The following is a 15663-nucleotide window of genomic DNA, read 5'->3' as shown; positions in this document are numbered from 1 at the left end:
AATCGCTTGTGACCATTGAGTCACAATACTCAAACGAAATCATCAACGAGAGTTGATCGGTTAAGTTATTAAGGGCGCATGGTGAATGCCTTGGCACTAGGAGCCGATGAAGGACGGGACTAACACCGATATGCCTCGGGGAGCTGTAAGTAAGCTATGATCCGGGGATTTCCGAATGGGGGAACCCAACTTGTGATGCAAGTTATCGTTCAATGAATACATAGTTGAACGAAGGTAGACGTTGTGAACTGAAACATCTCATTAGCAACAGGAGAAGAAAGAAAAATCGATTCCGTCAGTAGCGGCGAGCGAACGCGGAGAAGCCCAAACCAGTGTGCTTGCACACTGGGGTTGTAGGACTACCGTTGTGGAGTTACAAATTTGTTTATTAGCAGAAGCAGCTGGGAAGCTGAGCGAAACAGGGTGATAGCCCCGTATGCGAAAGTAAGCAAACTCCCGTGTAGGATCCTGAGTACGGCCGGACACGTGAAATCCGGTCGGAAACTGCGAGGACCATCTCGTAAGGCTAAATACTCCCTAGTGACCGATAGTGAACCAGTACCGTGAGGGAAAGGTGAAAAGCACCCCGGAAGGGGAGTGAAAAAGTTCCTGAAACCATGTGCCTACAACAAGTTAGAGCCCGTTAATGGGTGATAGCGTGCCTTTTGTAGAATGAACCGGCGAGTTACGATAACATGCAAGGTTAAGGTGGAAAGACCGGAGCCGTAGCGAAAGCGAGTCTGAAATGGGCGTTCGAGTATGTTGTTGTAGACCCGAAACCAGGTGACCTACCCATGTCCAGGGTGAAGGTGCGGTAAAACGCACTGGAGGCCCGAACCCGTACATGTTGAAAAATGTTGGGATGAGGTGTGGGTAGCGGTGAAATTCCAATCGAACTTGGAGATAGCTGGTTCTCTCCGAAATAGCTTTAGGGCTAGCCTCGGAAGATAGCGTGTTGGAGGTAGAGCACTGTTTTGGTGCGGGGCCCATCTCGGGTTACTAAATTAAGATAAACTCCGAATGCCAATCACGTATGTCCGGGAGTCAGACAGTGAGTGATAAGATCCATTGTCGAAAGGGGAACAGCCCAGATCGTCAGTTAAGGTCCCTAAGTGTGTGTTAAGTGGAAAAGGATGTGAAGTTGCATAGACAACTAGGATGTTGGCTCAGAAGCAGCCACCATTTAAAGAGTGCGTAATAGCTCACTAGTCGAGTGATTCTGCGCCGAAAATGTACCGGGGCTAAACACACCACCGAAACTACGGGTGCCACATTAGTGGCGCGATAGGAGAGCGTTCTAAGGGCGATGAAGTCAGACCGTGAGGACTGGTGGAGCGCTTAGAAGTGAGAATGCCGGTATGAGTAGCGAAAGACAGGTGAGAATCCTGTCCACCGTATGACTAAGGTTTCCTGGGGAAGGCTCGTCCTCCCAGGGTTAGTCGGGACCTAAGGCGAGGCCGAAAGGCGTAGTCGATGGCTAACAGGTTGAGATTCCTGTACCAGGTGAACATGTTTGAACAATGGAGGGACGCAGAAGGCTAACAGAACCCAGCAGTTGGAAAAGCTGGGTCAAGCAATAAGTCTGAGAGTGAGTCAAATGCTTGCTGTCATAAGGACAAGTTGTGATGAGGACCGAAATCAAGTAGGGAAGTCTGTGATGTCACGCTGCCGAGAAAAGCTTCTAGTTAGTGTTTACCTGCCCGTACCGCAAACCGACACAGGTAGTCGAGGAGAGCATCCTAAGGTGAGCGAGTGAACTCTCGTTAAGGAACTCGGCAAAATGACCCCGTAACTTCGGGAGAAGGGGTGCTCAGCGCAAGCTGAGCCGCAGTGAATAGGCCCAGGCGACTGTTTATCAAAAACACAGGTTTCTGCAAAATCGTAAGATGACGTATAGGGGCTGACGCCTGCCCGGTGCTGGAAGGTTAAAAGGAGTGCTTAGCTTCGGCGAAGGTACGAATTGAAGCCCCAGTAAACGGCGGCCGTAACTATAACGGTCCTAAGGTAGCGAAATTCCTTGTCGGGTAAGTTCCGACCCGCACGAAAGGCGTAACGATCTGGGCGCTGTCTCAACGAGAGACTCGGTGAAATTTAAAGACCCGTGAAGATGCGGGTTACCCGCGACAGGACGGAAAGACCCCATGGAGCTTTACTGTAGCTTGATATTGAGTGTTTGTGCAGCTTGTACAGCATAGGTAGGAGCCGTAGAAATCGGGACGCTAGTTTCGATGGAGGCAAACGTGGGATACTACCCTCGTTGTATGAACACTCTAACTCACACCACTAAGCGTGGTGGAAGACAGTGTCTGGCAGGCAGTTTGACTGGGGCGGTCGCCTCCTAAAAGGTAACGGAGGCGCCCAAAGGTTCCCTCAGAATGGTTGGAAATCATTCGCAGAGTGTAAAGGCACAAGGGAGCTTGACTGTGAGACTTACCAGTCGAGCAGGTACGAAAGTAGGGCTTAGTGATCCGGTGGTTCCGCATGGAAGGGCCATCGCTCAACGGACAAAAGCTACCCTGGGGATAACAGGCTTATCTCCCCCAAGAGTCCACATCGACGGGGAGGTTTGGCACCTCGATGTCGGCTCATCGCATCCTGGGGCTGTAGTCGGTCCCAAGGGTTGGGCTGTTCGCCCATTAAAGCGGTACGCGAGCTGGGTTCAGAACGTCGTGAGACAGTTCGGTCCCTATCCGTCGCGGGCGTAGGAAATTTGAGAGGAGCTGCCCTTAGTACGAGAGGACCGGGGTGGACGTACCACTGGTGTATCAGTTGTTCCGCCAGGAGCATCGCTGAGTAGCTATGTACGGATGAGATAAACGCTGAAAGCATCTAAGTGTGAAACTCGCCTCGAGATGAGATTTCCCATTCAGTAATGAAGTAAGACCCCTCAAAGATGATGAGGTAGATAGGCTAGAAGTGGACGTGCGGTGACGCATGGAGCGGACTAGTACTAATGGTTCGAGGACTTAACCAAGTAGCAAGTGGTGTAAGGCAAAAAAGCAATTATGATTCAGTTTTGAGGGAACTAAGTTCACTCAATTAGAAACGTGTCGTGATGATGGCATTGAGGTCACACCTGTTCCCATACCGAACACAGCAGTTAAGCTCAGTTACGCCGAAAGTAGTTGGAGGATCGCCTCCTGCGAGGATAGGACATTGCGATGCATATGGACGTTTAGCTCAGCTGGGAGAGCACCTGCCTTACAAGCAGGGGGTCACAGGTTCGAACCCTGTAACGTCCATCTTTTTTTAAAGATATACATAATTTTATTAGAAAAGTTACCAAAAATTGGTAACTTTTTATTTTTGTTTATCGTCGTTTCATAAAAAAAGGAACATTTCGTAACGTATTTAAAAAACTAAGCAGTATGATGTACATGTTTCTGATATAATGGATACTAGTTTGTTTATGATAACAAGTTAGTAATATATAATACTAATTGGATCGAAAGGATACTTGATATGTCGGATTATGCAGTGAAGTATGAATTACTCCATGTAGAAAAGCATACAGGTGCGCGATTGGGGAAAATCACGACACCACATGGCGAAGTGATGACACCAATGTTTATGCCAGTAGGTACACAAGCAACAGTTAAAGGTGTGTCACCACGCGAGTTAAAAGAAATTAAATCCCAGTTTATTTTATCAAATACATACCACTTATGGTTAAGACCTGGTGATGACTTGATTGCAAAAGCTGGTGGTTTACATAAATTTATGAATTGGAATGGTCCAATTTTAACAGATTCAGGTGGTTTTCAAGTATGGTCATTGTCGGATCACAATCATATTACAGAAGACGGTGTGACATTTAGAAATCATTTAAATGGTGATGAAATGTTCTTATCACCTGAGGTTGCTATGCGAATTCAGAATAATCTTGGTTCGGATGTGATGATGCAACTTGATGAAGCAATTCCATATTTTGAAACATATGATTATGTCAAAAATTCTGTTGAACGAACTTCTCGATGGGCAGAACGAGCTCAAAAAGCTCATAAACGTGAACAAGATCAAGCTTTATTTGGTATTGTACAGGGAGCAGGATTCCGTGAACTCAGGAAGCAGTCTGCACAGGATTTGGTTTCACTAGATTTGCCTGGTTATGCAATTGGTGGTTTGTCAGTGGGAGAGTCTAAGGAAGAAATGAATCGAGTACTTGATTTTACGGTACCATTACTACCTGAAAATAAACCACGCTATTTGATGGGTGTGGCTGCGCCTGACTCTCTAATTGATGCTTCAATTCGTGGTATTGATATGTTTGACTGTGTGCTACCAACCAGAATTGGACGTAAGGGAACATTGATGACTTCAAATGGTCGAGTTGTTATTAAGAATGCAAAATACAAAGACGATTTTTCATTGATTGACTCTGAAACTGAAGATTATGGTTCACAGCACTTTACAAAAGCTTATCTACATCATCTTTTCAAAACGAACGAATTATATGGACAGACGATTGCGTCTGTGCATAATTTGCGTTACCTGTTAAAGTTAATGGAAGATGTTCGTCAGGCAATTGCTGAAGATCGTTTACTTGAATTTCGTGAGGAAACGTTACGTAAATATGGTTATTTTGAACCAAACGCTAGATTATTTTAAAATTAGTTAATATACTTAAGGAGTTAAATTTATTATGAATGCAAATATACTTATCTTAGTCGTTTTTATTGCCGCAATGTACTTTATTATGATTCGTCCGCAACAAAAGGCGCAAAAAAAGCGACAAGCAATGATAAATAACGTACAAGCAGGTGCAGAGGTTGTTACTATTGGTGGACTACATGGTAAAATTGCATCAGTTGATACAGAGGCACACACATTTGATTTAGACGCTGAAGGTATTATTTTAGTATTTGAATTGTCGGCTATTCGTCAGGTGGTTAAGGAAGCAAATGCACCAAAAACTGAAGTAGAAAGTACATCAGTTGAAACATCAGACGTCAAAGAAGCAACAGCTGAAGATTCACAACATGAAGATGAACCAGAAAACAGTGAATCATCAGAAAATGACGAAAACAAGACACATTAGGCAATAAAAATTTTTCAGAGAAGTTTACTAGTCCAATTTAGAACTGGTAAGTTTCTCTGATTTTTTTTATAAGCTTTTTTATATAGTTAGTAGATAGAAATAAATGAGGTGAGGTGAATAATGGCTAATCTATTAGAAATACCAATCCATTTAAATACAGATCGTCAAATTATTCATATTGATATGGATGCATTTTATGCACAAATTGAAATGCGGGATAATCCGATGTATCGATCAATACCACTTATTTTAGCACATGATCCGAGAAAAACAGGTGGTCGCGGCGTTGTTGCAACTGCCAATTATGTTGCACGTGCGTTAGGTGTTCATTCAGCAATGAGTTCTGCAGAAGCTTTAAAATTAGCACCATCGGCAACTTTTGTGACACCAAATTTTTCGAAATATCGCGCAGTATCACAACAATTACATGAAATTTTTCAACGTTATACTTATAAAGTAGAACCAGTTGCTTTTGATGAGGCTTATTTAGATATCACAACAAATATTCCTAAAATTGAGAATCCAGTTTATTTAGCTCATGAATTACAACAAATAATTTATGAAGAGTTGCATTTAACAAGTTCAGTAGGTATTTCATTCAATAAATTCTTAGCAAAGTTAGCGTCTGAACATAATAAACCAAGTGGCTTAACAATAATTACAAAGGAAGATGTTCGATCATTTTTAGATGAATTACCGATTGAAGATATTCGTGGTGTTGGTGTCAAAACAGCCAAACAAATGATATCACTAGGTATTCACAATGGACGAGATTTGTTTGAAGCAACTCAGACAGAGTTAACAGATGAATTTGGCAAAAGTGGTTATATTTTTTATGAACGTATCAGAGGCGTTGATGATCGCCCTGTTATGTGGCAAAGAGAGCGTAAATCGTTAGGAAAAGAAAAAACTTATGGGCCATTTTTAGATACAGAACAAGCTATCTTAGATGAATTAAGGGACTTATCAAGTCAATTATCACAAACATTGATCAAAGAACAACGACATGGTAAAACACTTGTTTTAAAAATACGTGATGATGATTTTCAAACTGAAACACGACGTGCGACAAATTTAGATTTTTTTCCAAATGATGAAGATGAGTTCTACCGTACGGCTCAAAATATTTTTGATGAGTTGGGTGGCTATCAAAAACCAATACGTTTATTAGGACTAACTATGACAAATTTGGCAGCCTTATCATTTGAAAATGTTACCTTAGATTTATATGATTAGGAAGTTGTCACTGTTTTCTGATATACTTACATGTATTGTCGTTTCAAATTTATCATTAATAAATGATTTTCAAATAATAAAAATTTTCAATAGAATAGAGATTTACTTATGACAGCGCAAACAGCAATTTTGGCGCAAATAAAGGCTGCACATACAATTATTATTCATCGTCATCAACGGCCAGATCCAGATGCTTTTGGGTCACAATTTGGCTTAGCAGAATTAATAAAAACATCATTTCCTGACAAAGAAGTACATGTTGTTGGTAAAACTGTGCCAAGTATGGCTTGGATGGGACAAATGGAAAAAATCCCAAATGAATTATATGATGATGCCTTGGTAATTGTCACAGATACTGCCAATTCACCAAGAGTTGATGATCGGCGATTTGAGTACGGTAAGGTATTAGTCAAAATCGATCATCATCCAAATGATGAACCATACGGTGATTATACTTGGGTTATTGAAAATGCTTCCTCAACTTCGGCAATGATATTTGCCTTTTATGAAGAATTTGCAGATGAACTCAAGCTATCTGATAAAGGTGCATCTTATTTGTACGCAGGTATAGTTGGAGACACAGGTCGTTTTTTGTATGGCACAAGTTCAACAACGATGGAGATTGTTGCTAGATTAATGACTTTTAACTTTGACTGGGTGAAAATTAATCAGGAAATGGATACGATTTCGTTGCCTGCAGCAAAAGCCTCAGGATTTGTTTATGATCATATGATTACAACAGAATATGGTTTTAACTATATTATTTTAACAAATGACATGGTTGATAATTTCAACTTAGGCGATTTTGGAACTGCTTTCATTGTACCTTTATTAGGAAAGGTCAATACTGTTAAGGCATGGGCTGTGTTTGAACAACAAGATGATGGCTATTTCAGAGTACGACTCAGATCACGACAAATCGTTATTAATGAAATAGCCAAGCGCCATGGCGGCGGTGGTCATGAATTTGCTGCTGGTGCAACGGCCAAAAATTTGGAAGAAGTTGATGACATCATTCATGAAGCAAATAAATTATTAAAGGAGCAAACAGAAAAATAATGGCAAAATTTACCGATTATAATTTACGGCCAGAACTATATCAAGCTTTAGAAGCAATTCATTTTGTTCAGCCAACAACGGTACAATCAAGATTAATTCCAGTGGTTTTACAGGGGCGTTCAGTGGTTGGACAATCACAGACTGGTTCAGGGAAAACACATACTTTTTTAATACCTATTTTTCAACAATATCAAATTGATGATCATACAGTTCAAGCAGTTATTACGACACCTTCTCGTGAATTAGCACAGCAAATTTTTGATGCAGCAAAACAAATGGCTAGTGCTTTTTCGGAGGATAAAGCACCATGGATTGGACTATATGTTGGAGGTATGGATAAAAACCGACAAGTTCATCAATTGCAAACTAGACAGCCAGAAATTGTGATTGGTACGCCTGGTCGTATTAAAGATTTGTACCAAGCGGGGGCTTTAGATATTCACACAGCAAAGACATTGGTTGTAGATGAAGCAGATATGACCTTGGATTTAGGATTTTTACCCGATGTTGATGCTATTGCTAGTGCGATGCCGGAAGACTTAAAGATGCTAGTTTTTTCGGCAACAATTCCTCAAAAATTACAACCTTTTTTGAAAAAATATTTATCTAACCCAGTCATTGAAGAAATTCCAGCTGAAACAGTGATTGCACCGACAATTAAAAATATTTTAGTTGGTACAAAAGGTGAATCTAAGGATACGTTGATTTATAATTTATTAACTATGGGTACTCCTTATTTAGCACTAGTTTTTACTAATACAAAAACTAGAGCACATGAACTAACAAAGTCATTGCGCAGTCGTGGCTTAAAAGTGGCAGAGATTCATGGTGGTATTCAACCACGTGAACGTAAAAGAACGATGCAACAGATTCAGCATTTAGATTATCAATATGTCGTGGCAACAGATTTGGCTGCACGTGGTATTGATATTCCAGGTGTGTCATTAGTTATTAATGACGGGATTCCAACTGAATTAGAGTTTTTTATCCATCGTGTTGGTCGTACTGGTCGAAATGGATTGTCTGGGACAGCCATCACTATTTATAATCCAGATGAAGAAAATCGTGTCCAGATGGTAGAGAATATGGGTGTAAAGTTTGAACCAATGACTTATTCTCATGGTGAATTACAAGATGGGTACGATCGTCGTCGTCGTCGTCAACGGACAAAGTCAACCACAAAACTTGATCCAACGATGATTGGAATGGTTAAAAAGAAAAAGAAACACGTGAAACCGGGATATAAACGACAAATAAAGAATAATATTGCACGTGATGCAAAATATAAAAAGCGTGTTGCTGAACGTGAATCCCTACGTACTGCTAAAAAGGCAAAAAAACGTGCGCATGACAAATAATAAATATCGATAATTACAAAATTGTTTCAAGATTTAAAAATTAGAAAAAATAATTAACAGTTATGATATAATACCCACAAGGACATGTTGGCTTTTTTCTTAGAGCAGACAGAAACGTTACGTTTGATGAAAGTAACGCTAAGAGTTATTCAATGCTACCTTAAATAATTGATGTTTACGAAAGTGAACCGCTCGCTAGCGATATCAGCGAATAAAGAGGTAATGATACAGACTGTCATTGCAATCGGAGTGGTACCGCGTGTTAGCGTCTCTGTTATTGCAGTGAAGGTCTGTTTTTATTTAATATTTTTTGAAATGAGGCTTAAATTAAGATGAAAGAATTATCATCGGCTGAGGTTCGTGAGTTGTTTTTGCGTTTCTTTGAGAGTAAAGGACATAAAATTGAACCATCACAATCATTAATTCCCAAAGACGATCCAACACTTTTATGGATTAATTCAGGTGTTGCGACGCTGAAAAAATATTTCGATGGTACAGTCGTTCCGGACAATCATCGTATTACTAACGCGCAAAAATCGATTCGAACAAATGATATTGAAAACGTTGGTCATACAGCCCGTCATCATACTTTGTTTGAAATGATGGGAAATTTTTCAATCGGAGATTACTTTAAAGAAGAAGCTATTCCATGGGCGTGGGAATTGTTAACTAGTCCAGAATGGTTTGGCATGGATCCAGATAAGTTGTATGTCACAGTTTATCCTAATGATGATCAAGCAAAAGATATTTGGCTTAATAAAGTTGGTTTACCAAAAGATCATCTTTATGAAGAACCGGACAACTTTTGGGATATTGGTGAGGGACCTTCAGGACCTGACTCAGAAATTTTCTATGATCGTGGTGAAGAGTTTAATGATGCAGATGCATCAGAAAATTATCCCGGTGGTGAAAATGAACGTTACTTGGAAATTTGGAACTTAGTATTTTCACAATTTAATCATTTACCAGGCTTAACTGATAATAAGGATTACCCAGAGTTACCAACCAAAAATATTGATACAGGTATGGGATTAGAACGTGTCGTTTCTGTATTCCAGCATGCCAAAACAAATTTTGAAACGGATCTCTTTTTACCACTTATTCATAAAACTGAAGAAATGTCTGGTCAGTATAAATATGGCGAGGATGATACAAAAGATATTTCATTCAAAGTTATCGCTGATCATATTCGTGCAGTGACGTTTGCAATTGGGGATGGGGCATTACCTTCAAATGAAGGTCGTGGTTATATTATTCGTCGATTATTACGTCGTGCAGTATTGCATGGTCGGAAGTTAGGAATTGATAAAGTATTTTTGAAAGATTTAGTACCTGTCGTTGGTAAAATTATGGTGTCATACTATCCTGAAGTTTCTGAAAACGCTGATTATATCGCTTCAATAGTTGAAGCTGAAGAAGTTCGTTTTAATAAAACTTTGTCAGCTGGATTATCACTATTAGATGATGTGATTGATAAGGCAAAGGCTGATCAAGGCGTGATTGCTGGTTCAGTTGCCTTTAAACTTTATGATACGTATGGTTTCCCTTATGAACTTACAGATGAGTACGCAACTGATGAAGGATTGACAGTTGATCGTGATGGCTTTGATAAAGAAATGAAAGCGCAACAAGATCGCGCACGTTCAGCTCGTTCTAATAAAGCATCAATGGGTGTTCAAAATGAATTATTAACTAGTTTAAAGACGCCTTCAGAGTATGTCGGCTGGTCTGAATTAACTGTTGAAAAAACAACATTGTCGGATTTGATTGTTGATAATACATTAGTTGACAATGTTACAACTGGAAAAGTGCAAGCTATCTTTGCTAAAACGCCATTCTATGCTGAGATGGGTGGTCAGGTTGCTGACTTGGGTACAATTTATGATGAAGATGGTCAAGTTGTCGCACAAGTAATTGATGTACAAAATGCGCCTAATGGCCAACACTTGCATACACTATCAGTTGTTGCACCACTGCATGTTGGTAATGTTTATAAATTAGATGTGGATCGCGCTTATCATAGTGCTGTATCAAAGAATCATACAGCAACGCACTTGTTGGATCAGACGTTACGCAATGTTTTAGGAGAACATACAACACAAGCAGGATCACTTGTGACAGCAGATGGACTGCGTTATGATTTCACGTATAATGGATCAGTTTCAACAGAAAAATTGCAAGAAGTTGAAGATATTATTAATGAAAAAATTATTGAAAACTTACCAGTGACGTGGATTGAGACTGATATTGAATCAGCTAAAAAACTTGGTGCAGTAGCTGTCTTTACTGAAAAATATGGTGAAAAAGTTCGAGTTGTTTCTATTGGTGATTATAATGCTGAGTTTGATGGTGGGACACATGCAAATTCTACAGCAGAACTAGGCATGTTTAAGATTACTAGTGAGCAAGGGACTGGTGCAGGTGTTCGACGTATTGAAGCAGTTACTGGTGCGGGTGCGATGTCATTATTCAAATTACACGATAGTTGGTTAGCGAAAGCAGCTGAACAAGTGAAAGCACCACAATTATCAGAAATTAATGACAAAATTGCTGGTTTACAATTGTCTCTAAAAGAAGCAGAGCATCAAGCTGCAACATTAGAACAAAAGTTGGCTAATCAGGAAGCTAATGCAGCATTTGCTAACCCACAAAAAGTCAATCATTACACGTTGATTGCAACAGAAATGGCTGTTGAGTCAATGGATGTTTTACGTTCAACGGCTGATAGTTGGAAGCAAACGACACCATCTGATGTTTTAATTTTGGCAGCAAATCTTGGCGAAAAGGTAAATCTACTAGTTGCTGTTTCACCTGAAGCTGTCAAGCAGGGTGTTAAAGCAGGGGATCTTGTAAAAGCGATTGCACCATCAATTGGTGGTGGTGGTGGTGGTCGCCCTGACATGGCACAAGCAGGTGGTAAAAATCCTGCGGGAATTGCAGATGCCTTTAATGCCGCTGTTAACTGGTTAAAAGCAAAGTAGTGGATTTTAATAAGAGAAACTTTAAAGGGAGGTTTGGGTATAATGAGTTCATTAGATAATACAACGGTATTTAATTTTGGCAATAATGAATCACATGATGTTCGAAAGACGTTGGAAATTGTCTATGCGGCGTTAGAAGCTAAGGGATATAATCCAATCAACCAAATTGTTGGTTATTTAATTTCAAATGATCCAGCTTATATTCCACGTGTGAATGATGCGCGGAATTTAATTCGTAAATTTGAACGAGATGAGATTATTGAAGCACTTGTGACAGATTATCTATCAAAATAAAGGTTGATTGTTGTATCACAGAAAGAGGTCAAATGATATGGGACGTATTCTAGGTTTGGATGTTGGTTCACGCACTGTAGGTGTTGCAGTGTCTGATCAATTGGGTTGGACGGCGCAAGGCGTGGAAATCATTCAAATAAATGAAGATGAAAAAGAATTTGGCATCGATCGTATGAAAGAGCTTGTCGCTAAATATAATCCAAGTGGGTTTGTTTTGGGATTACCTAAAAATATGAATAATACATCAGGACCGCGCGTTGATGCTTCTCGTGCATATGGTGAATTATTGCAAGAAACATTTGGACTACCTATTGATTTTCAGGATGAACGGTTAACAACAGTTGAAGCAGAACGAATGTTGATTGAAGAAGCGGACACTTCTAGAAAAAAGCGTAAGAAAGTCATTGATAAATTGGCTGCTGGGCTAATTTTGCAAAATTATTTAGATCGCAAAGGACCGCTAGTGAAATAGGAGGTATAAAAATGGATGAAGAACAAGATATCATTACATTGGTTGATGATAATGGAGATGAGCAACTATTTGAAGTATTGTTTACCTTCAAATCTGAAGAATATAATAAGTCATACATTATTCTTTACCCAGCAGGGTCTGGTGAAGATGAAGAAGTCGAAATGTTAGCGTATATCTTTGATCCAGATGAAACAGAAACTGCAGTTGAAGGTGGCTTAACACCTATTGAAGATGATGCTGAGTGGACGATGGTTGAAGAACATCTTAATCAATATTTAGATGAACAAGATAATTAATTTATCGTTTAAGAACATCTATCCCAATATTTTAGGATAGATGTTCTTTATTTTAATGAAGGAGTAATGAAATGGATGATGCAGAAATATTTATCTTAACCGATGATCAAGGGCAAGAACATGAATATCGAGAATTATTCTCATTTGATTCAGAAGACTTTCACCATTCGTATATTATATTAGAACCGGTATTGCAAGATGAGGCGGAGGTACTTGATTTATTACCATTTGTTTATGATAAAAATGTTGATGAAGGTATGTTACAACCCATCAAAACAACGCAAGAATTTGATATGATCGAAGAAGTAATGAATACCATTTTTAATGATCCAAGTTTACGATAATGAAAGACAATTTGTTACTTGTTGATGAGTATAAATTTGGATAAAAGCAGGTATTTTGTGCAGTAGTTATTGCTATTGATATATTTTAATTAGTCAGTAATCAACCCGTTTTAGTTGGTAGATTACTGGCTTTTAATATATGTCAAAAAATTTAAAAATTAACTGTTACCATGATTAAGTTGTTGGTGTTTTTTGTACAAAATGATTGTCAGTGCGTCTTTCTTGATGAAAGGGGTGGCTTATGATTCGAGTGAAGGCATTGTATTATCGATATCAACATCAATTATGGTTTAGTCTAATATTAATAGGTGTCGGTATGGCATTGTTAATGTGGTGGCAATTATCTCAGAGTAGCGCGGCAGTGTCGCCAAAGGAACTTAGCACAATAACTGCCAATCAAAAAGTATCTGAACAAAAAAAGACATTACAAAAGACAACGGATCATTCAAAAGAGGCACAAGTTGTTATTGATGTGAAAGGTGAGGTTCATCGTCCTGGTGTGTATTATTTTGCAAAAAAGCCAATTGTTGCTGATGTTATTAGTAAGGCTGGTGGTATATTACCTCATGTAGATGGCAACCGCATAAATTTTGCGGCAACATTAGCCAACGGTCAGGTTCTGTTCATTCCTAAGGGAAACGAAGAACCTCCTACTGAATATCCATTACCAGGGCAACCTAATTTGAAAACGCCTGAAATAAACAAGAACAACGAAGTCACAGAAATGGCACAAGATAAAGTGAATCTGAATACGGCAGATGTGAGTACACTACAAAATTTACCAGGTGTTGGCGAAAAACGAGCGCAAGATATTATTACACAACGCAAAAAAATGGGTGGATTTAAGACGATATCAGATTTAAAAGAAGTTAATGGTATTGGTGAAAAGACATTTGCAAAGTTAAAATCATTGGTAACGATATGAAGTCAGGCTATTTATTAATTACTGGTCTATGTCTAGCTTGTATCGATTTAGTAGTTCTTTTTCATATTTGGTGGGTGTTACCACTAGGTGGTTGGTTTCTTGTACTATGCTATCATAAGTTTCCTTACTTCTTTATAAGTACACTGCTGATGATAGTTAGTACCTGTTATTTTTTGGGATGGCAAAATCATATTAATCAATTTCTCAAACAACCGACGGGTTCTATGAACATGAGAATAATAGTTCATCCAGATGAAGTACAATTAAAAGATAATCATTTAACAGGCAGCGCAACAGCAATAACAGGCGAAAAAATTCGAATATTTTTTGATAATGGGGGGAAAACGAACGTTATAAATAAAAATCAATATCATCCGTTATTGGTTGATGTGTCAGGAAAATTAACAACATTTACTGGGAATCGGAATGAATTTTCATTTAATGCAAAGGCTTATTGGCGAAGTCGTGGCATTGTTCATCGACTATTAATTAAAAAAGCAATCGTTATTGATGTGGCTAAGCCAGAAAACTTTTGGCAACTAGTGATTTGGGGGATTCGTAGTTTACATTATCGCTTAGTTTTATGGTTTGAACAATTACCGACAGGATTAAGAGATTATGGTGAAACCTTATTTTTAGGTTATACACGATCAGAATTTTATCAGCAGAACAAGGGAATTCAGTTACTTGGACTAGTACATTTATTTAGTATTTCAGGATTTCAAGTGACGGGTATCTATTATTTATGGCGTTTTATTTCACGAAGATTATTTATACAGCGAGAACGCTCGTTAATTATTGTTCAATTATTATTAGTTAGTTTATGGTTGTTTGCTGGTGGTGTGCAGTCATTGATAAGACCTGTTTTATTAGGTATCTTTCAATCTTGGCGTGAATTACGTTGGTTATCCATCGATGCTAAAGACGCTTGGGGATTGTCATTAATAGGTGGTCTTCTAATTGAACCAGGTGTGCTTCATAATTTAGGCGGTCAATTATCATATTTACTAACTTTTGGATTATTGTGGATTAATCACCGGTCGACAATTTTTCAAACAATTTGGTTGTCTTTTTTGGTATTACCAATATTGATCTGGCACACATTCAGTTGGCACCCCATTAGCCTAGTAGCAAATATTTTGATTATACCTATTTTTACGTGGGTGGTTATACCTGTTACTGGATTAGGTATTTTAACAACAATGTTACATTTAACGATTATTAGAGACATTTGTGAGTTTATTATTCATACGCTACAAATTTGGATTTCTTATGCAGATAAAATACCTGGAGAAATTTTATTTGGTCGTCCGAGCATTATTTTTTGTTTTGCTTTGACAGTTGGACCATTGGTGTTACTAATGATTCCTCAAAAAATTGTTATCATTGGGATGTTTTGTCTATATTTAAGTATTTGGCTCATGCCTCGAATCATGCCAGGTGGCTTTATTACTTTTTTTGATATTGGGCAGGGCGATGCAACGATTCTTCGTCCACAACACTCAAAGGTGACAATGATAGATGTTGGTGGTAAATACCGACAACGACGAAACGAAATAGCACAGTCAACATTGATTAATAACTATCAAGTCGATGAATTAACCCGATTTCTAAAGGGACAAGCTCTATTTGTAAAATTAAACAGTTGATATTGACTCAT

General features: G+C 38.7%; 12 protein-coding genes, 1 tRNA gene and 2 rRNA genes. All 15 read left to right on the top strand.

The window, feature by feature from the left end; all coding sequences use genetic code 11:
- The first annotated feature begins 58 nt into the window (after nucleotides 1-58).
- The 15 genes from AC3B5D_RS04935 to AC3B5D_RS04865 all read left to right on the top strand — a co-directional run bounded on the left by AC3B5D_RS04935 (nucleotide 59) and on the right by AC3B5D_RS04865 (nucleotide 15652).
- Nucleotides 59-2974: ribosomal RNA gene (locus AC3B5D_RS04935) — 23S ribosomal RNA — on the top strand.
- Nucleotides 2975-3048: 74 nt separating this feature from the next.
- Nucleotides 3049-3165: ribosomal RNA gene (gene rrf, locus AC3B5D_RS04930) — 5S ribosomal RNA — on the top strand.
- A 4-nt stretch (nucleotides 3166-3169) separates the two neighbouring features.
- Nucleotides 3170-3242: transfer RNA gene (locus tag AC3B5D_RS04925), tRNA-Val, on the top strand.
- A 220-nt stretch (nucleotides 3243-3462) separates the two neighbouring features.
- Nucleotides 3463-4608, top strand: a complete 1146-nt coding sequence (gene tgt / locus AC3B5D_RS04920) for a tRNA guanosine(34) transglycosylase Tgt (protein WP_489841108.1) — start codon at nucleotides 3463-3465, stop codon at nucleotides 4606-4608.
- 34 nt (nucleotides 4609-4642) lie between these two features.
- Complete coding sequence (gene yajC, locus AC3B5D_RS04915) at nucleotides 4643-5038, top strand: preprotein translocase subunit YajC (RefSeq protein ID WP_489841109.1); 396 nt, start codon at nucleotides 4643-4645, stop codon at nucleotides 5036-5038.
- A 120-nt stretch (nucleotides 5039-5158) separates the two neighbouring features.
- On the top strand, nucleotides 5159-6274 hold the full coding sequence (dinB, locus tag AC3B5D_RS04910) for a DNA polymerase IV (RefSeq protein WP_489841110.1): 1116 nt from the start codon (nucleotides 5159-5161) through the stop codon (nucleotides 6272-6274).
- A gap of 108 nt (nucleotides 6275-6382) precedes the next feature.
- Nucleotides 6383-7333: a DHH family phosphoesterase gene (locus tag AC3B5D_RS04905; RefSeq protein ID WP_489841111.1), complete on the top strand. Its 951-nt coding sequence runs from the start codon at nucleotides 6383-6385 to the stop codon at nucleotides 7331-7333.
- Nucleotides 7333-8691, top strand: coding sequence for a DEAD/DEAH box helicase (locus AC3B5D_RS04900; protein ID WP_489841112.1), 1359 nt, complete (start codon nucleotides 7333-7335; stop codon nucleotides 8689-8691). Before AC3B5D_RS04905 ends, AC3B5D_RS04900 begins: the two co-directional genes overlap by 1 nt.
- A gap of 332 nt (nucleotides 8692-9023) precedes the next feature.
- A complete protein-coding gene (gene alaS / locus AC3B5D_RS04895) occupies nucleotides 9024-11672 on the top strand; it encodes an alanine--tRNA ligase (RefSeq protein WP_489841113.1) in 2649 nt (882 codons plus the stop codon).
- 42 nt (nucleotides 11673-11714) lie between these two features.
- Nucleotides 11715-11966, top strand: a complete 252-nt coding sequence (locus tag AC3B5D_RS04890; protein ID WP_489841114.1) for an IreB family regulatory phosphoprotein — start codon at nucleotides 11715-11717, stop codon at nucleotides 11964-11966.
- Nucleotides 11967-12003: 37 nt separating this feature from the next.
- Nucleotides 12004-12438 (top strand): Holliday junction resolvase RuvX, encoded by a 435-nt coding sequence (gene ruvX, locus AC3B5D_RS04885; RefSeq protein ID WP_489841115.1) that lies wholly within the window; start codon nucleotides 12004-12006, stop codon nucleotides 12436-12438.
- A gap of 11 nt (nucleotides 12439-12449) precedes the next feature.
- The gene (locus AC3B5D_RS04880; protein ID WP_489841116.1) at nucleotides 12450-12734 is read left to right on the top strand and encodes a DUF1292 domain-containing protein; all 285 of its coding nucleotides are present in this window, start codon (nucleotides 12450-12452) and stop codon (nucleotides 12732-12734) included.
- A 71-nt stretch (nucleotides 12735-12805) separates the two neighbouring features.
- A complete protein-coding gene (locus AC3B5D_RS04875) occupies nucleotides 12806-13078 on the top strand; it encodes a DUF1292 domain-containing protein (protein ID WP_489841117.1) in 273 nt (90 codons plus the stop codon).
- 241 nt (nucleotides 13079-13319) lie between these two features.
- Nucleotides 13320-14003, top strand: coding sequence for a helix-hairpin-helix domain-containing protein (locus AC3B5D_RS04870; protein WP_489841118.1), 684 nt, complete (start codon nucleotides 13320-13322; stop codon nucleotides 14001-14003).
- A gap of 230 nt (nucleotides 14004-14233) precedes the next feature.
- Nucleotides 14234-15652: a ComEC/Rec2 family competence protein gene (locus AC3B5D_RS04865; protein ID WP_489841119.1), complete on the top strand. Its 1419-nt coding sequence runs from the start codon at nucleotides 14234-14236 to the stop codon at nucleotides 15650-15652.
- Nucleotides 15653-15663: the final 11 nt, after the last annotated feature.

This window comes from Weissella sp. ESL1177 (genome assembly GCF_058107185.1).
The sequence above is the reverse complement of the archived record's forward strand: the minus strand, read 5'-3'. Positions and strand labels throughout refer to the sequence as shown.